General features: G+C 52.0%; 13 protein-coding genes. 11 read left to right on the top strand and 2 right to left on the bottom strand.

Annotated features, from left to right (window positions below):
* Nucleotides 1–64: 64 nt before the first annotated feature.
* Nucleotides 65–886 carry a bifunctional DNA-formamidopyrimidine glycosylase/DNA-(apurinic or apyrimidinic site) lyase gene (gene mutM / locus HW115_RS10740; RefSeq protein ID WP_178932748.1) on the bottom strand — a complete coding sequence of 274 codons (822 nt, stop codon included), beginning with the start codon at nucleotides 884–886 and terminating at the stop codon, nucleotides 65–67.
* 141 nt (nucleotides 887–1,027) lie between these two features.
* Between mutM and HW115_RS10735 the strand changes: the two genes are divergently transcribed.
* The 3 genes from HW115_RS10735 (at nucleotide 1,028) to HW115_RS10725 (ending at nucleotide 4,996) form a co-directional block, all read left to right on the top strand.
* Complete coding sequence (locus HW115_RS10735; protein WP_178932746.1) at nucleotides 1,028–3,265, top strand: hypothetical protein; 2,238 nt, start codon at nucleotides 1,028–1,030, stop codon at nucleotides 3,263–3,265.
* Between the two features lie 82 nt (nucleotides 3,266–3,347).
* Complete coding sequence (locus HW115_RS10730; protein ID WP_227021435.1) at nucleotides 3,348–3,815, top strand: arsenate reductase/protein-tyrosine-phosphatase family protein; 468 nt, start codon at nucleotides 3,348–3,350, stop codon at nucleotides 3,813–3,815.
* Between the two features lie 62 nt (nucleotides 3,816–3,877).
* Nucleotides 3,878–4,996, top strand: coding sequence for a phosphotransferase enzyme family protein (locus HW115_RS10725; protein ID WP_178932743.1), 1,119 nt, complete (start codon nucleotides 3,878–3,880; stop codon nucleotides 4,994–4,996).
* Between the two features lie 238 nt (nucleotides 4,997–5,234).
* On the opposite strand, the gene rplI is transcribed toward HW115_RS10725, so the two are convergent.
* Nucleotides 5,235–5,711, bottom strand: coding sequence for a 50S ribosomal protein L9 (gene rplI, locus HW115_RS10720; protein ID WP_178932741.1), 477 nt, complete (start codon nucleotides 5,709–5,711; stop codon nucleotides 5,235–5,237).
* 122 nt (nucleotides 5,712–5,833) lie between these two features.
* Here rplI and pdxH point away from each other — a divergent pair, with 122 nt between their 5' ends.
* The 8 genes from pdxH (at nucleotide 5,834) to HW115_RS10680 (ending at nucleotide 17,598) form a co-directional block, all read left to right on the top strand.
* Nucleotides 5,834–6,496, top strand: coding sequence for a pyridoxamine 5'-phosphate oxidase (pdxH, locus tag HW115_RS10715; protein WP_178932739.1), 663 nt, complete (start codon nucleotides 5,834–5,836; stop codon nucleotides 6,494–6,496).
* A 269-nt stretch (nucleotides 6,497–6,765) separates the two neighbouring features.
* Nucleotides 6,766–8,031, top strand: a complete 1,266-nt coding sequence (nusA, locus tag HW115_RS10710; protein ID WP_178932737.1) for a transcription termination factor NusA — start codon at nucleotides 6,766–6,768, stop codon at nucleotides 8,029–8,031.
* 84 nt (nucleotides 8,032–8,115) lie between these two features.
* A complete protein-coding gene (gene infB, locus HW115_RS10705) occupies nucleotides 8,116–10,254 on the top strand; it encodes a translation initiation factor IF-2 (protein ID WP_178932735.1) in 2,139 nt (712 codons plus the stop codon).
* 41 nt (nucleotides 10,255–10,295) lie between these two features.
* Nucleotides 10,296–10,667: a 30S ribosome-binding factor RbfA gene (rbfA, locus tag HW115_RS10700; protein ID WP_178932733.1), complete on the top strand. Its 372-nt coding sequence runs from the start codon at nucleotides 10,296–10,298 to the stop codon at nucleotides 10,665–10,667.
* Between the two features lie 250 nt (nucleotides 10,668–10,917).
* Nucleotides 10,918–14,718 carry a hypothetical protein gene (locus tag HW115_RS10695; protein ID WP_178932731.1) on the top strand — a complete coding sequence of 1,267 codons (3,801 nt, stop codon included), beginning with the start codon at nucleotides 10,918–10,920 and terminating at the stop codon, nucleotides 14,716–14,718.
* Between the two features lie 31 nt (nucleotides 14,719–14,749).
* Nucleotides 14,750–15,499 (top strand): hypothetical protein, encoded by a 750-nt coding sequence (locus HW115_RS10690; RefSeq protein ID WP_178932729.1) that lies wholly within the window; start codon nucleotides 14,750–14,752, stop codon nucleotides 15,497–15,499.
* A gap of 60 nt (nucleotides 15,500–15,559) precedes the next feature.
* Nucleotides 15,560–16,765 carry a tryptophan synthase subunit beta gene (trpB, locus tag HW115_RS10685; RefSeq protein WP_178932727.1) on the top strand — a complete coding sequence of 402 codons (1,206 nt, stop codon included), beginning with the start codon at nucleotides 15,560–15,562 and terminating at the stop codon, nucleotides 16,763–16,765.
* Between the two features lie 23 nt (nucleotides 16,766–16,788).
* Nucleotides 16,789–17,598 carry an LpxI family protein gene (locus HW115_RS10680; protein ID WP_178932725.1) on the top strand — a complete coding sequence of 270 codons (810 nt, stop codon included), beginning with the start codon at nucleotides 16,789–16,791 and terminating at the stop codon, nucleotides 17,596–17,598.
* Nucleotides 17,599–17,706: the final 108 nt, after the last annotated feature.

The following is a 17,706-nucleotide window of genomic DNA, read 5'->3' as shown; positions in this document are numbered from 1 at the left end:
ATTTGTCAAGCCGATGCGTGCACCTTCTTTCGAAAAAATACATTTTTTCTGACGGGTCGTGATTTTATCGCTGGCACTGAGGACAGAAAAAGGTCGATCTCTGTCCGATGGTGGTTTTGCGAATGGCTGAAGAACATTGATCGCAGGCTTGGCTTTCACGGCCGTAGACTTTGAGCTTCTGTTTGAAGTAGCCGGGTTTTCCATCTTGATTGAGGAAGTCTCGGAGGGTAGTGCCCCCTTGTTCAATCGCTTCGGATAGAACACTGCGAATGTCCTGACATAAGTTGGAGAGCCGAATGGCTGAGATGTTTCCTGCCGCTCGACTCGGTCGAATTCCACTGCGAAAGAGAGCCTCGCAAGCATAGATGTTGCCAACCCCGACGACCGTTCGGTTGTTCATGATGTGTTGTTTGATGGTGCAGGATTTTCCGTGGCACGAGTTGATCAGATAGGAAGGTGTGAAGGTATCCCCCAAGGGTTCCGGGCCGAGGTCTTTGAGTCGCGGGTGCTCAAAGAGGGGTCCGTCGCAATGCTGGTGCCATAACACGGCTCCAAAGCGGCGTGGGTCATGGAGTCTGAGGTCGAGGCCGCTGTCTAGTTGGAGGATAAAGTGGTCGTGTTTTTTGTAGGGTTCATCACGGCCGGAGATCCGGGTGCTGCCGGACATTCCAAGGTGGAGGATCAATGTTCCGGATTGGGCGTGTAACAAGAGATACTTGGCCCGGCGCCCCACTTCGGTGATGGTTTGATTTTTCATTTCGAAAACATCAGCTTCGATAGGCCACCTCATATTGGGGTTGCGAACTTCCAGATCCGTGATGCGGTGCTTGATCAGATAGGGGGCGATTCCTCTCCGGGTGGTTTCAACTTCTGGGAGTTCGGGCATGATGTGGAATATAGCTTCTTCTTTTCGAGATCCCAGTGAAGATTGTGACTGTCTGGGGCAGCAATGGGGGTGACACCACTCCAAAAAATCGTTTGTTTTATAATTGTAAATCGGAGGCGAATGACAGTTAATCGCGCCAGTATGAAACGTAAATATATTCTTATTCCGTTGCTATCAGGTGTTGTTGCCTTGTCGGCATGTAAAGACAAGCCCAAGGCTGAGGATACGTCCGCACCTTCCCCTGAAGCTCCTGCATCTGAAGTGAATGTTCCGGATGCCCCCAAAGCTGCGCCCATTCAGCCGAGCGCGAGTGTTGAAGAACGCGCTGCCAAGCTTGGTTTTGCAAAACGATTGCCCAAGGATATCCAGTACTATGGAGCGGTTTACAATGGTCGCAAGGCCTTTGAGCAGTTTATGCAGACGGGCATGGGTGAATTTCTGATGCAACGCATGGCAGAAGAGGGAATGGACATGGCGGACCTGCTGGAGTCCGATGAGCTTGCCGCTCAAGTGGCATCTTATAGTGAAGAGTATTTTGCGGCTTATGGCAAAGGTACGGGAGAGGCTTTCGATCTGGTATTGAAGCTGTATGAGCGATTTGCTTATTACGGTGCCCGGACGGGGGTGGCGATGGGGGACGGATTTGTCGCTGACGGTGAAGATTTTGAGCCGGATTTTGAAGCCTTGTTCAAAGATGGCTACCTGAAGGACATTCCTAAGGAACTGACTGCAATGCTTGGGTCTTTTGACATGCCTTCTTATTATCAGGGAGCGAAAGTTTCGGATGAAGAGACCCGCGAGGAAGTGTTTGCTCAGCTGGAGCAAAGCTTTTCCATTTTGGAAATGATGTTCGATGATGCGGCAGAACCGATTACGATCAAACGAGGTGATGTTGAATTCTCCGGATACAAGGTGGACGGCAAAATCCTCTCTGAAAAGATTGACGATGACACGATCGAAGAAATGCAGGAGGTGATCGATATCGCCGACATCGAGGCATTCAAAAAGACCCTGGCCAGTAAGAGCTTTGTTGCTGTGAATGGCATCATGGACGACTACGTGATTACTTTCTTTGGTCAGTCCGAAGAGGATCTGGTGTTTGTCGATAAGGCAGAGGACTCCCTCTGTGCCCATAAGAGTATGGCATTTGTTGATTCCTATTTAAGCAAGGATTTGCTGACCGTCGGATACTGTGAGGCTGATGTCATGGATGGAGTGGGTAGCCTCAGTTCCATTGTTTATCGAATGGTGGGCTCCTTTGCCAACGGCTTGAAGGATGGCCTGGGTGACGCCTCTTCTCTCGGGGATACACAGGACGTTGAAGTATTGCTGGAAAGTTTGAGTCAGCAGGGTGAGAAATTGGCATCGTTGTTCACCGTTTCGGATTCGGCTGGAGTGGTTTATCTCGAAGATGGAATTAAGATTGAAGTGGTTGGTGGCTCGAATTCACCGGCATTGGATCTTGATGCCCCCCACACCTTCTCCTCGTTGGAGGATGGTAGCGGGACCCTCTTATTCGCAAACTGGGTAGATGACAAAGACTACGGGCAGAAGATGCTCGAATACATGGACACGCTTGGCGAGACCACGTATATGGTAACCAAGCGGGTTGCGGCTTTGGATATCGATGATCCCGACTTCAATGAATTCAAGCAAGGGGTTGAGATGTTTGACGGCACGTTCCGAAATGATGCCCTGGGTATTTGGCGGGCCTTGAGTGCTGATCTTTCGGCCGGTCTTGGTGGAGAGTCTGCCTTGGTGGTTGATGTTAACGGATCGCTGCCCAAGGTGCCAAACGTTCCCAAAGTTCTGTTGGATGAAGGGAAAATGCCCCGGATTGGTTTTGTCAGCAAAGTGGATGACCGCTCCCAGTTACAGGCGTCGTGGAAGCAAATCAATACTTCGGCTGAGAAGATCTTGAAGACCGTCAGTGAAATGGTCGGAGAAGAAATCCCGATGCAGGCGCCGATGAGCAGTGAGAAAAATGATCTTAAAACCTGGTTTATGGCCATTCCATTCCAGAATGATGATTTTGTTCCTTCGGTGTCCGTCAGTGACGACTTGTTCTTTGCCTCCACATCCAAGATGTTCTCGGAGAGTTTGGCTGCCAAATATCAGTCCGATAACAGCAAACGCCGAGGCTGCTGGATGAAGTTCGATTTCAAGGTGCTGAACCAGTATGCCAATGAGTGGCTCACACTGGTTGATAAACACGCCGAGGAATTGATTCCCTCGGAGAGTGCCCGTGAGGACTTTACGACCAATAAGCCAATGATTGTGAAAGCGCTTAAGTCTCTGGAGTCGCTTGACGAAATGACGCTCCATACCCGCAAGGAAGACGGCCGTCAGCGGATCTCATTCCAGCTGAAAGCGAAGTAGTCAAATTGGTTGAATCAATAATTGTGGCATAGGGGCAGCTTACGCTTGCACCCTATGCCACAATTTTTTACAAGGGAGTCTCATGTCCGCGAAAAAGTCAGTTTTATTTGTCTGTACTGGAAACACTTGTCGAAGCCCGATGGCAGAGGCTCTGTTGAAGGTTGCCCTTGAAGATGGCTTGAATATCAGCGTGGCATCTGCCGGAGTTGCTGCCATGCCTGGGCAAAAGATGAGCCGGGAAACGCATGCGATCCTTGCTTCTAAATCCGCTGGGATGGATGGCTTTCGGAGTCAGTCTGTGGACGAAGACCTATTGGAGGGGGTTGATTTAGTGATTCCCATGACCTCTTCTCATGCTCAAATGCTGAGGTATGCTTTCCCTGCGTGTGAGGCTGAAATTCGGCTGATGTGTGATTTTATTTCCCCGGATGAGGGAATGGAGGGAGCTGATATCCCGGACCCATTCGGGATGGGGGTGGATGCTTATGAGGAAGTGGCTGCTGTGATGGATTTGGCCGTGCCGGGTATTAAAAAAGCGTTGAATGACTAATGATGGGCTCCTTGCCTGCGCCGTGCGAGAGCTGCTGATAGAAAGTAAGAAAGAGAAGAGCTATGATTGATGACGAAAGCCATATTGAGGATGTCGCCCATGAATTTGCCATTGCCGGTGAGTTTGTTTGTGGTGAGGAAGTGTACAGTGGGCATATTAACTCAACCTTTATGGCGACGTTTAAACGGCCGAGCGGGAAGGTGAATCGTTACATCTTGCAGCGGATTAATGCCAATGTGTTCAAGGATCCGCACGCCGTGATGCGTAATGTCGAGATGGTGACCCGCCATATCAACTGGAAGGTGTTGCGGGTGAAGCGGGATTTGGGTGGTCAGACCTTGAATCTTTATCCAGCACGTGGAGGGAGGTTTTATGCGCAAGGAGAAGGTGGTGGAATTTGGAGGTGTTACAATTTTATCGAAGGATGTCAGACGTATGACATCGTTGAGAATACTCGACAGGCGTACCAGGCAGCCCAGGCATTTGGTTCGTTTCAGGATTTGGTGAGTGATATCCCGGTTGAGGATATTGAAGAAACCATTCCGGATTTTCATAACACGCCGAAACGCTACCAGCGCTTGATGGAGGTGATTGAAGCCGATGTAAAAGGTCGACTTGCTTCGTCGATGCCTGAAGTGGAGTTTATCCGTGAGCGGCAAGCGATTGTTTCCAAGTTGCTCGATCTGAAAGATGCCGGAGTGATTCCCGAGCGGATCACGCATAACGATACCAAAATTAACAACGTGATGATGGATACGGAGACCGACGAGGCGGTTTGTGTGATCGACTTGGATACCGTGATGCCTGGGCTTGCGCTCTATGATTTTGGTGATTTGGTGAGAACTGCGGTCAGTCCGGCGGCTGAGGATGAGCAGGATTTGTCCAAGGTGGAAGTGCGGATGCCGATGTTTGAGGCTTTGGCTGAAGGATACATGAATGGTTGTGACTGTCTCAGCGATGCCGAGATCGAGCACTTGGCCTTTTCCGGTATTTTGATTTCGTTGGAGATCGGTATTCGGTTCCTTACTGACTACCTTGAGGGGGATGTCTATTTTAAAACCCAGCGAGAGGCCCACAACCTGGACCGTGCCAGAACCCAATTGAAGCTGGTGGAAAAACTCGAGGAATGTGAGCCTCAAATGGTGGACTTTGTCGCCCGATTGGCAAAAGCTCGTCGATGATGTCGCTAAGGTGAGCTTGAAATGGGGCGAGGTGATCATGCACTCTCGCGCCCTTGCATCTCTCAGCCCCGAGGTGTCCCAACCGGGTGGGGTGGCGGCCACTGGCGGTCGATTGGTTTTCTTCTTGCTGGGGTGATGCCAGCTTGTTTCAGATCAGATGACCATCATCTTGGAAAGAAAAATGCCGCATCCCGGTGACGGGAGGCGGCATTTGTAAAAACTTGGATATAGGCTTGGATTACTCCGCAGCTTCTTTGTCTTCACCTTCAACGGTAACGTTGATTTTAAGTGTGGTGCTGACGCTGCTGTGCAATTTGACTTCGATGTCTTTTTTGCCGGATGTCTTGATCGGTCCGTCCAGGGCGATAGCGTGGCGGTCGATTTCGATTCCTTTATCAGAGAGTTGTTTATGGATGTCGATGTTGGTGACGGATCCGAAGGCTTTGCCTCCCTGACCGGTTTCCAATGTGAACTCAAGCTTGAGCTTGGCGATCTTACCGGAGAGCTCCTGGGCTTCCTGGAGTTCGGCGGCTTCACGCTCGACGCGCTTGGCTTGCAGGGATTCGAGCTGCTTGAGGTTGCCTTTGGTGGCTTCGAACGCTTTACCTTGGGGGATGAGGTAGTTGCGGGCGTAGCCAGCTTTGACGGTTACGACGTCGGCTTCGGCGCCGAGTTGGTTGATTTTTTCGCGGAGAATTACTTCTGTAGTGGCCATGGGAAAAAGGGTTCGTTACGTTGCGGGAGGCAGGAGATAGAGTCGTTTTAGCGGGGAGTCAAGCAGGATTTCGTGTAGAATTCAATATTGCCATGTTGGCCAGGCTGGCTAGGCTGGCGCCGATGAGCGAAGAGCGTGAAATGAGTCGTGAGGAGATCGCGGCAATGCGAGAAGAATACGGTAGCCGTGAATTGCGCCGTTCCGATTTGGCAAATGATCCGGTAGTGCAATTTGAGCGCTGGTTTGCCGAAGCCCGGGAGGTTCAGTTGGAAGAACCCAATGCGTTGGTGCTTTCGACGCTTGCTCTCGATGGGTATCCGGCATCGCGCACGGTCCTGATGAAGTTTTTTGATGCCTCTGGATTTGTTTTTTACACGAATTATGGAAGTGCCAAGGCGAAGGAGCTGGATGTCTGTGCCAAGGCGGCGATGCTTTTTCCCTGGTTGCCGCTTGAGCGGCAGGTTCGAGTCGAGGGCGATGTCGAAAAGGTGAGTGTCGCTGAGTCCATGAAATATTTTGCTTCACGTCCCCGCGAGAGTCAGATCGGTGCCTGGGTGTCGGACCAGTCCAGTGTGATTGATTCGCGGTCATTGTTGATGAACAAGTTTGCTGAACTTCGACAGAAATTTAAAGGTGGGGAGATTCCTCTTCCTTCGTTTTGGGGCGGATACCGGGTCAGGCCTCTGAGGATGGAGTTCTGGCAAGGGGGCAAGGGGCGTGTGCATGATCGTTTTTTGTATTCACGTCAGGGGGATGGCTGGGCGATTGACCGACTGGCTCCCTGATGGGGCCTTGATTGTGGCCGTTTTTCGTATGGCTGTCCGATTCGCTAGCTTCTTTGAAGATTGCTAGGTGAGTTGTTTTAGCGGTCGAAATCGCTTGTAATTCGGTAAGAAAGAATGAGTTTCTGCTTGTCAGGACGCTCATTCAGCTCTATGGGGTGTGCGCATCAGCTCTGCGAATACTCGGGGGTGGGTCATCAGACCCACTCTTTTGTGTCTCGGGGAGTGACCTAAACAGATTTGACCGTTTTTCATTTTATACAAGCAAAGCCATGACCAACGATATTGTCGCACTCATCGATTATTACGAAAAGGAGAAGGGGATTGCCCGTGAAAAAGTTCTCGGAGCACTCGAATTTGCTTTTATTTCGGCATATCGCAAAATGGTTCCAGGTGCCGATAAAATTGAGAAGATTCGTGCTGATATCGATACTCGTAAGGGAGATACCGTGATTTACGCATCGCTGAGTGTCGTGGCAGATGACGATTATCTCGATAAGTTTAATGAGGTCCCCGTGTCCTTGGCCCGTAAAAATAAGGCGGATGCCGAGGTTGGCGACGAACTGGACTTCAACGTCACGCCGAAGAACTTTGGACGGATTGCCACTCAGACAGCAAAGCAGACGATGATGCAGCGTCTCCGCATGGCTGAAAAGGAGATGATTTATGACGAATACAAGGACCGTGCCGGTGATATCGTCAGTGGGACAGTGCGTCGTTTTGAGAAGAGCGACGTCATGATTGATCTGGGTAAATTCGAAGGCCGTATTCCGTCGCGTGAGCGGGTGGTGACCGAGGATTACAATATCGGGGATCGCATCCGAGTTTACGTGGTTGCTGTTGAAAATGAGAACCGCGGCCCTGAAATTATTCTTTCCCGTAGTCACCCGAACTTCGTGCGCCGTCTTTTTGAGTCCGAAGTGGCGGAAATTGCCGACGGAACCGTGGATCTGCGTGGTATCGCCCGTGAAGCCGGTTACCGGACCAAGGTTGCGGTCGCGAGTAATGACGAAAAAGTCGACCCCGTCGGCGCCTGTGTTGGTCTCCGTGGAGCCCGGGTGAAAAATATCGTCCGTGAGTTGAATAACGAAAAAGTGGATATTATTCGCTGGAATTCCGATCCGGCTACTTTTGTGGTGGAAGCATTGAAACCTGCCAATATCCGCTCCATCAAACTCGATGAAGCCAATAAGGTTGTCTCCGTAACGGTCGATGAGGATGAACTGAGCAAGGCGATTGGTCGCCGTGGTCAGAATGCCCGCTTGACCGCCAAATTGCTCGGCTGGGAAGTCCAGGTGAGTAAAGATGAAAGCCAACATGAACAATTTGAAGCCCGCGTAGAAGACGCCGCATCCAGCCTGGCAGACCAGCTTGGGCTCGATTCCGAGATGGCAGACAAGCTGTTCCGCGCCGGTGGTGCGACAGCCGAGCTTGTTGCCCAGATGCCCGAGGAGTATATTATTGCTCAACTCGGGATCAGCGAAGAGGCCGCCCGCGATGTTCTGTCCAAAGCGGCCTCCAATGGCAGCGACGCCTAAGTCGTTTCCTTTTTCGCCTTTGCCTATTTTTCCAAATCCCACAATCCAAGCTTAAACACAATTCTATCCCAACCATCACCCAGTATGGCAGACTCCAGCGATAAACCTAAAAAAAACAAAGAGGTTCTCGATTTGATCGATGAATCCGCAAAGAAGTTGTCGCGCCGTGAGCGTCAACGAGTCGAAGCCACAAAGGTGGAGAGCATTGGAGAGAAGAAAAAGGCTGCGCTGGATATTTTCGAGGATGAGGGGGAAAAGAAAAAAACATCCCTGATCCATAAGAAAAAAGGATCAGGTGCCGCCATGCCCTCGATTTCCAAGGTCCTGGATAAAAAGGCCGACGAGTTTGTAGCGAGTAAAGCCGTGGAGGCTCCGGTCGAGGAGGTTGAGGAAGAGATTCCTTCCAGTGAAGAAGAGCCCGAGCCTATGGCCGAAGTCAAGGAGGGGAATGTGATTACCATCAAGCCTCCGATCATTGTCAGTGATTTGGCTGATCTGATGGAGCTGAAGCCCTTCCAGTTGATGGCCGATTTGATCAAGCTTGAGGTTTTTGTCGCACCTCACCAAGCGATTGAGCCGGAAATTGCGGAAAAGCTTTGCCAGATGCACAACTATGTCTTTGAGCGTGAAAAGCGTGAAAAAGGCGGTGGCGTGCACAAGAAAAAGAAGAAGGTCAAGGAGCCAAAGGCGGTTGAACATGAACCCGAGGAGAAGCTGGAACTCAGAGCTCCCATTATTACATTCATGGGGCATGTTGATCACGGTAAGACATCCTTGCTCGACTACGTTCGCAAGAGTCGCGTGACTTCTGGTGAGGCCGGAGGTATTACCCAGCACATTGGAGCTTATCGCGTTGAACACGAGGGGCGTCCTATTTCCTTTATCGATACACCCGGGCACTCGGTCTTTACCGAAATGCGCGCCCGTGGTGCTGGCGTAACCGACATCGTGGTGCTTGTTGTGGCTGCGGATGACGGGATCATGCCTCAAACAAAGGAGGCCATCGAGCACGCCAGAAATAATGAGAAGACCATCATTGTGGCCATCAATAAATGTGATACCCAGGGCGCTGACCCAACACGGGTAAAAACCCAATTGATGGAGCACGGTTTGAACCCAGTAGACTTTGGTGGCGATACCGAATGTGTGGAAGTCTCTGCGATTACAGGTCAGGGAATGGAAGAATTATTGGAGCTTATGGCGCTCCAGGCCGAAGTGCTTGAACTGAAAGCCAACCCACGTGCCAATGCCCGTGCCGCTGTGATTGAAGCCAGCGTGCAACCCGGGCGTGGGCCGACCGCCACCGTGATGGTGCAGGCCGGAACCTTGAAGACTGGTATGCCATTCATTTGCGGCCCTTACGCTGGTAAGGTTAAGACGATGCTCAACGATCTGGGTGAATCAGTCAAAGAGGCTGGACCCGCAACTCCGGTTGAGGTGCTCGGTTTTGCCGAACTTCCTCATGTGGGCGATGAACTCGTCCAGATGAAAAACGATCGCGCTGCCAAGAAACTTTCTGAAGAGCGACTTGAGAAGAAGCGGGCGAGCCGGCTTCAGCGTCCGAAGAAGAGCCGGATGGAAGATCTTCTTTCGATGGTTCAGGGCGATACCAAAGCACAACTCAAGCTGATCCTCAAAGGTGACGTGCAGGGGTCGGTTCAGGCCATCGAAAATGCGATTGGTGAGATCAAGAGTGACAAGGTGGAAGCCCGCTTTATTGGTGCTGCTGCCGGAGCGATCACCGAAACCGACATCATGATGGCCAGTTCGTCAGATGCCATCGTTCTTGGATTCAACACCAAGGTGGAAGCCAATGCGGTTCGTGCTGCCAAACGTGAAAATGTGCAGGTGAAACTGTTCTCCATCGTTTACGAACTCATCGATACGGTTGAGGAAGCGATGCTTGGCTTGCTTGATCCGTTGACGCGCGAGACGATCATTGGTCACGCCGAGGTCGCCCAGGTATTTAAAGTGAAGCGTGGTCGCGCTGCCGGTTGTATTGTCAAGGATGGCAAGGTGACCCGTACCGCTCACGCCCGTGTCCTGCGCGGTGGCGTTCCTGTCTTTGATGGCAAGATGTCGACCCTGCGCCGGGTCAAGGACGAGGTAGAGGAAGTCAAACAAGGAATCGATTGCGGTATCCGTCTGGGTGACTTCGATGAGTATGAAGAAGGTGACGTGATTGAATGTTACATTCTCGAAAAAGTTGAGCAAACGCTCTAAGTGGACCACCACTTGAATCCCAACCGATCATCATCCATCCCGTGTCCCAACGATTAGACCGAATCAACGAATTGCTTCGCCGTGAAATTAGCACGGTTGTGCAGAAGGATTTTGAGTTCCCCAATTTGTTGGTGTCCGTCAATGGGGTGGAGATCACTCCGGATTTGCGTGAAGCCAAGGTTTTTGTTGGCGTGCTTGGAGGCCCGAGCGGTGGCGTCATGGAAAAACTCAGCCAAAAGCGCGGCTTGATCCAGAGCCGTGTGGCCAAGCGGGTGGTGTTGCGCTGCACTCCGATTCTGAGCTTCCGACTCGATACCTCAGCCGAGCGTGGTGTCGAGATGGTGAACATCCTGGATGAGGTGGAAAAACTCCCCAAAGCTCCTCCCGTCGAGGAAGACGAGGAGAGTTCATAGCCTTGCCAGAACTCTGCTAGAGTCTGGCTACACCTTGTGGCGAGGACTTTTTTTGCCGGATGGCATGTTGGATGGCATGTTAACTCTCTTTTTCGGAGTTCGACCATAGCTCCCGCAGCCGTCATGGGGAGCTTTGTAGTCCCAGAGTGGGGGGGGGATGAGCGATTTGTTGGTGAGTATGTTCAGATTTGAACGATTGTTTGGAAGCTGCTTGATCTCAGGTCGGTATCGATGTATTTACATCGTTGTTATGCTGCGTCGTCAACATGTATTCATCTCAGCGAATCAGCGTGTTGCTCGTAGTCGGGTTTCTGGGGCTCCAGGATTTTCCTTGGTTGCAACCCTGAGTGTGATGCTCTGCCTTGCTTTGGTGACCTTGGCCCTATTGCAAATGAGTGTGGTGGAGGTCCGATCATCGGCGCATGACGATTACCGGCAGGTGGCAAGGTCGAACGCGCGTATGGCCTTGATGGTCGCTCTTGGCGAGTTGCAAAAATATGCAGGACCTGATCAGGTGGTTACAGGTAGATCGGATATGCTCGATATGCGGTCTCTTTCGGCCTTGGATGAGCAGGTTGACCCGGAGCTTGACCATGCTCGTTATTCTGTGGTGTGGCCGACGACGGCGGTGGGTGAGGGGCCCTATGATTATCAGCACGCAAAGTATGGCAATGGGGTGTTTCTCAGAAAAGTGGCACATGCCGGAGCGGTCCTCGTTTCGGGTAATGAGCGTTATGATCTGAACCATTTTCAGCCACAGAAGGGGGAAGACTACCCCGAGGGGTATGTGACGGCCCATGACCCTATTGAGGGTGAATGGGTAGAATTGGCTGGGAGGTCGGCCGAAAAGGATGAGGATCGGGTCAGGGTGCCTCTGGTGGATGTTCATGCAGGTCCTGGTAAAACCGGGTCTTATGCTTATTGGGTTAGTGACAACGGAGTGAAGGCCCGGATCAATTTGCGCGATCGCGACCGACCATCCAATCAGTCACTTGTGGCTGGGGGGGATGGCACCCGCGGGGACTTCAATGCAGTGCTGGCCCCTGCCTCTTATGATTTGTTATCCTTGGGTGAGGATTTACTGGATTCTGAACATCTCAGTGAACATGCCCGGAAATACATCAGTGTATCATCTCTGGAGTTGGCATCTGATAGCCTGCGCGAACATTTGAAGAAACGTTTCCCGCATGACCTTACGGCCGATTCCTACGGTCTGCTGACGGATGTAAAATTGGGTGGGCTGAAGAAAAATTTGACGTCGGCGGTCAATGTAGATGATGCAGAGTTTCAGGATTTGATTGCTCATGAGGGGGATGAGCAGGAGCATCGCGATAATCCGGTCTTTTTATTCAAAAATTGGAGTTTTCCATTGGATCCGGATGCGAATGGTTCAGCCAATGTGAGTTTTCGCAATTACCCGGGCACGCCATGGGAGGTATACCGCGCGTATGTCCGCGGGGGAGAGGAATCCTTTGAGCCGGAATTGGTAGGGCAGGCTCCGGTTCCGGTGATGTCCCAATATGCCAACACCTTGGAAAGTGGTGACAGTCGGCCTCATTTGTTTGAGCAGGGGATGTCAAATTCCAAGATGAAGGCGCGTTTGTTGAGGCGCTCCCCGGTTCTATTGCGGGCTCAGATTGCCATCGATTATTCCGTCTCTCAGCCGATCGTAGTGAAAGACAGCTCAGCGCAAGGGGGCGCGGAATCCGATTATTGGGAGTTTTATCTTCGTATGCATTTTATGCCCTTGTTTGTGTTTTGGAACCCCTACAACGTGACGATGACCTCTGCGGGACAAGGGCACTATTCTTATTACACCAATCGAGATTGGGGGACAGGTGATCTGTCCACGCCAGTGCATTTTCACTTCCCCCAGAATCGATCATGGAAAGCATACCGCTATAAAGAAGGATATGGAAAAGGCGTTGTCGGCTCTGGCGATTTCGTAGGGGGAAAGCGTCTGTTCTATCCTTACGCCAATTCCTCTTACCGCTACGCCATCACCAGTATGGCATTTCAAATCCCGAGATACACACTGGAGCCAGGGGCTTCTGTTGTCTTTGGTCTGACTGAAAACCGAGAACAGAAAAGCGGCCGGGTGAGTCAGGCACTGACGGCCTTGACCGATATTTCCGAATCAGTTGGCCGCTCGGTGTACATGAAGCATATGAAAATCCGGGTGAAGAAGCTGCCCGGGGAGTCGATGGAGGACATGTTGCCTGAAATTGATCTGGGAGGGTTTCGAAACAGCGGAGATCTTGGGCGCCTGACGAGCGGGAATACACCGGGCTTTGAGAGGGTGAACTGGCTGTGGCAGCACGTGGTCAATGCCTCGAATGTGCCTTCTTTTACACCCACAATCGTGGATGACGGGCAGCGTTTGCCTGTGGCAGACGCGAATGGAACCGAGAGCCCGAAGTACGCCGGTGTGGTGATTCGCAAGATGGCTGACACCTCCCGGTACTTTGGTGAAGAAATGGGAGACTCCTTTGGTTCGGGGCACACCGCCGGGAGCTACGGAGGGCAAAGCTCAAACCGTTATCTTGCTCCATGGATGGCTCTGTATAATGGGGCCGGTAGTCGCCAGGGCGTTTACAAAGGTTTTAATGCTCCTTTTTTGTATTTGAGTGCCATTGCCTGCGGCCGGGGATTGTTTGATTTGGTTCAGCCGGACATGACCGCCGATGCCCAGGTTTATGTGGGTTACGATGATACGGTTACAGGCGGGGTTTCCAAGAGTGTGCTGTATCCTGTTCGCAGGCGTGAGCTCCGAATCATGTCGCTTGGACATTTTCGTCATCTGGATGTCGGTAAAATTATGAATAGTCTGACCAATGATATGAGTCATTCAGCTTCGACAGATTCTTTGATGCCCATGAATGCGATTGGCAATGCCATGGCATCACCACATTTGCCGCTCAATAAAACGTCTCTGGCGATGTGGGACGGGAAGTCATATGTGCCTCCGTTCAATATTTACGATCATTCATTCCGCTACAACGAGGCCCTGTGGGATCGCTATTTTTTGACCGGGCAGGAAAGCGGAGAGTCCTTTGACGGAGTGGACGAGTTTCAGCAAAAAGTGGCGAACCGATCCCTGCGTCCGGTGGGCGAGATTGATGCTGAGCTGATGAATGACGTCCACCAATCAGCGGGCCACGTGCTGGTGGATGGGGCCTTTAATATTAATTCGACTTCGGTGGAGGCATGGAAAGCATTTTTGTCATCCACCCGTGGGCTGCTCAGTTCTCCGGGCGATGTGATTTCGGATGATTTGGTGGGTTTTCCCAGGGGGATGTATGTAAATGCGCAGGCGGATGCCCAGCAACCGGTGGAAGTCAAAGACAGGAGGTATTACTCCGGTGCGGTTTACCGGGCTCTGACGATGGAAGAAATTGAATCTTTGGCTGAGCACATGGTCAGGCAGGTCAAGTTGCGTGGGCCGTTTTGCTCCTTGTCTCAATTTGTGAACCGGAGCCTTTCGACCGATCTGCAGTATCGAAAATCTGTCCTGGGGGCTTCGGTGGATCCGGATGCCGTGTTGTATGCTGGGACGGTTCAATCCGCGATTGACGCCACAGATATCAATGGCGTGTTTAATCAGAGCAATGCGGAGATTCCCGATGCTCAGCTTGGATCCGAATGGAACGAGTCCGATTACTTGAATGGCAAAGTCAACGCCAAGGCGATCAGGCATCATTCCGCGTATGGCACCCCGGGGACCTTGACCCAGGCGGATGTCTTGGCTCGCTTGGGGCATTTGATGACGGCCCGCTCTGATACCTTTACCATTCGCTCATATGGGGATGCGAGAAATGGCAAGGGCCAGATTGTTGCGAAAGCCTATTGTGAGGCCATTGTCCAGCGAGGACTCGACTACGTTGACGCTTCGGATGACTCCAGTGAGATGGCGCATCGATGGCAGTGGTCATCACCCGAGGATGGGAGTGGGAAGTGGAGTCAAAATGAGGACCTGAGTGAACTCAACCGTCGGTTGGGGAGAAGATTCCAAGTCATGCGGTTTCGTTGGTTGAGTGAGGATGAAATATAAGATAACTCAGACCGTATGAGTTCTCGTCACGATGAATGTTCTTTTGAAGTTGTTATACTGTGTTTTGGTTGCTTGGCTCGTGTGTCTGGAACCGTTACGGGCAGAGGATGTGGAAATTCAGGCGGCACTGGTCTTTTTGGTTCCGGCGAATGCGCCTCAGGCACGCTTGGTGGAAGGGCCGGCAAAGACCGGTAAATTGCCGAAAATTCACGGGAACTTTTTTATCCAATCCGGAGGGGATTATAGATCTGTTTCCTTTAAACAGGGGCGCCGGACAAAGTCCGTGAGCTATCGGGGAGGCAAGCGATGCGTGCTTTACCGGGGGGCAGAAACGATTGCCGAAGAAGAGGCGTCAGAGGAAAACCTCACCAAGTGGACTGAATTCCAGCTTCCCTCTTCGGGTGAATATTTGGTGGTGCTTACCCCCTCAGGCAAGAATGCAACGACGGTAACCCCCTTGGTCTTGCCGATGCACGAGAAGGTGCTTCCCAAAAACCACATCTACATGATGAACCAATCGGGCGAGGAACTAGCCTTCCGTCAAGGCAAGGGAAAACCTGTTCTTTTGAAAGCCGCTACCGGTCGGTCAACTCGTCTGATTCAACCCGATGTGGCCCACCTGCGTGTGTATCGTCTGCTCCCGGGCGAGGGGGGGAGAGCGCGTTGGGTTGAGCAAACTTCTAAGGCATATCCCTTGGTGGCCGACTCCAAGTCATTTTGTATCATTACTCAAAACGTCAGAACCGGACGTTTGGAGATGCGGTTTTTATCCGGTTATTAGTCTCGGAGGGGGGCAAAGTCCAGACTTGCAGGAAGCGAGCAAGGAGACTAGTTTGCGCGCGTGTCAGCGACAACCTCAACAGAACGACTCCCCGATGCTCACGGGCACTTCGGAACCTATGGCGGGATGTTTGTCCCGGAAACCTTGATGGACCCGATGCAAACGCTTGCGGAGGAATACGAAAAAACCAAGCTGGACCCCGAATTCCAAAAGGAACTCGACTATTTGCTGCGGCAATACTGCGGCCGTCCGACACCTCTGTATTTTGCCGAACGCTGGACCGAGAAGCTTGGTGGCGCCAAAATCTATCTCAAGCGAGAAGACCTACTTCACACCGGTGCCCATAAAATCAACAATGCGATTGGTCAGATTCTTTTGGCGAAGCGTTTGGGCAAAAAGCGGATCATTGCAGAAACCGGGGCCGGGCAACACGGTGTGGCCACCGCCACGGTGTGTGCCCGATTTGGTATGGAGTGTATCGTTTACATGGGAGCGGTCGATATGGAGCGCCAGGCATTGAATGTGGCCCGGATGGAATTGCTCGGGGCCAAGGTCGTTCCTGTGACCAGTGGTCAGGCGACTCTCAAGGAGGCCGTGAATGAGGCCTTACGTGATTGGGTTTCCAGTGTGGAATACACTCATTATATCCTTGGCTCTGCCTTGGGCTCTCACCCGTTCCCGATGATGGTGCGCGATTTTCACCGGGTGATCGGCCTGGAGGCCCGCGAGCAGATTCTTGAGCAGGAAGGTCGACTCCCCGATTTATTGGTCGCCTGTGTCGGTGGTGGATCCAATGCGATCGGCTTGTTTCATCCTTTTATCGGTGATGAATCGGTCCGTATGATGGGTGTTGAGGCTGGTGGAGACGGTATTATTCCCGAGCGGCATGCCGCTCGATTCCAAGGTGGAAAGCTTGGAGTTCTGCAAGGGTCGAAAACCTGGTTGTTGGCAAATGAGGATGGACAGATTGAATTGACTCACTCGGTCAGCGCCGGACTTGATTACGCCGCCGTTGGACCGGAACATGCCTACCTCAAAGATATCGGCCGGGCTGAGTATTCTTACGCAACGGATGACGAGGCATTGGCCGCATTCAAAGAGCTTGCTGAAACCGAAGGGATCTTACCAGCTTTGGAAAGTTCCCACGCGATGGCTTATGTCTCCAAAACCGCTCCATCAATGTCAGAGGACAGCGTGATTATCGCCAATCTATCAGGGCGGGGTGATAAGGACGTCGAGCAAGCTGCCAAGTACTTGCTTAAGTAATGTCTTTTCGCTAGCCTGCCCCCATGTCACGCACCATCGGAATCATTGCCGGTCGGGGGATTTACCCCAAGACCTTTATCGACGCGGCCCACGCATCGGGGGAAGACCTTCGTTTGGTTCTGGCTGGTGTGGTTGATGAGACCGAGCCCTCCTTGGTGGATGAAGTGGACGCCCACGATTGGTTTCGGGTGGGGCAGTTGGGGAAGATGATCAAATTTTTCAAGCGACAGAAAGTTGCCGAGGCGGTGATGGTTGGGCAAATCACCCCGCGAAACTTATTTGACCTGAGACCGGATGTTCGCACCATGATGCTGTTGGCCAGAGTGAAGGAGCGCAATGCCGAAACCTTGTTTGGAGGCATCGCCGATGAATTGGAAAAAGATGGTATTCATTTGCTGCCCGCCACTACTTTTCTCGAAGACCGCCTGCCTGGCGCAGGTATGGTCGTTGGCCCGCGACTGAAGGAGAAGGCTCTGGAGGATGCCCGCTTTGGTTTCCGGATAGCCAAGGAGACCAGCCGCCTGGATATTGGTCAAACCGTGGTGGTTCGCCACGGGACGGTGCTTGCGGTAGAGGCCTTTGAAGGTACCAATGCCTGCATCCGCCGCGGAGGTGAACTCGGTCATGGGAAAAACATCACCCTGGCGAAGGTTTCCAAACCCAATCAGGATTTTCGTTTTGATGTGCCGGTTGTTGGGCCGGACACCGTGAAAAATTGCGCCAAGTCAGGAGTGGGCGTCATTGCCATCGAGGCTGATAAAACTCTGATGTTGGGGCGCGCGGAAGTCGAACAATTGTGCCGCGAGCATAAAATCAGCATCGTGGCCTTGTAGCCCATAGAAGCGATTTTCTATTGCTTGTCTTAACTCCCTCCACTGGTTTGAGGTTGATGGAAAGGCGCATGGGGGCGTTGCCGATTGTTCTTGGCATGCCGTCGCGGG

Source organism: Oceaniferula marina (genome assembly GCF_013391475.1).
GTDB lineage: Bacteria > Verrucomicrobiota > Verrucomicrobiia > Verrucomicrobiales > Akkermansiaceae > Oceaniferula > Oceaniferula marina.
The sequence above is the reverse complement of the archived record's forward strand: the minus strand, read 5'-3'. Positions and strand labels throughout refer to the sequence as shown.

What these genes read in the sequence shown, in the direction of transcription:
- pdxH (WP_178932739.1), top strand. Translation starts at nt 5,834, where the DNA reads ATGAGCGAAGAGCGTGAAATGAGTCGTGAGGAGATCGCGGCAATGCGA.
- infB (WP_178932735.1), top strand. Translation starts at nt 8,116, where the DNA reads ATGGCAGACTCCAGCGATAAACCTAAAAAAAACAAAGAGGTTCTCGAT.
- HW115_RS10725 (WP_178932743.1), top strand. Translation starts at nt 3,878, where the DNA reads ATGATTGATGACGAAAGCCATATTGAGGATGTCGCCCATGAATTTGCC.
- HW115_RS10690 (WP_178932729.1), top strand. Translation starts at nt 14,750, where the DNA reads ATGAATGTTCTTTTGAAGTTGTTATACTGTGTTTTGGTTGCTTGGCTC.
- HW115_RS10680 (WP_178932725.1), top strand. Translation starts at nt 16,789, where the DNA reads ATGTCACGCACCATCGGAATCATTGCCGGTCGGGGGATTTACCCCAAG.
- mutM (WP_178932748.1), bottom strand. Translation starts at nt 886, where the DNA reads ATGCCCGAACTCCCAGAAGTTGAAACCACCCGGAGAGGAATCGCCCCC.
- HW115_RS10735 (WP_178932746.1), top strand. Translation starts at nt 1,028, where the DNA reads ATGAAACGTAAATATATTCTTATTCCGTTGCTATCAGGTGTTGTTGCC.
- rplI (WP_178932741.1), bottom strand. Translation starts at nt 5,711, where the DNA reads ATGGCCACTACAGAAGTAATTCTCCGCGAAAAAATCAACCAACTCGGC.
- HW115_RS10695 (WP_178932731.1), top strand. Translation starts at nt 10,918, where the DNA reads ATGCTGCGTCGTCAACATGTATTCATCTCAGCGAATCAGCGTGTTGCT.
- HW115_RS10730 (WP_227021435.1), top strand. Translation starts at nt 3,348, where the DNA reads ATGTCCGCGAAAAAGTCAGTTTTATTTGTCTGTACTGGAAACACTTGT.
- nusA (WP_178932737.1), top strand. Translation starts at nt 6,766, where the DNA reads ATGACCAACGATATTGTCGCACTCATCGATTATTACGAAAAGGAGAAG.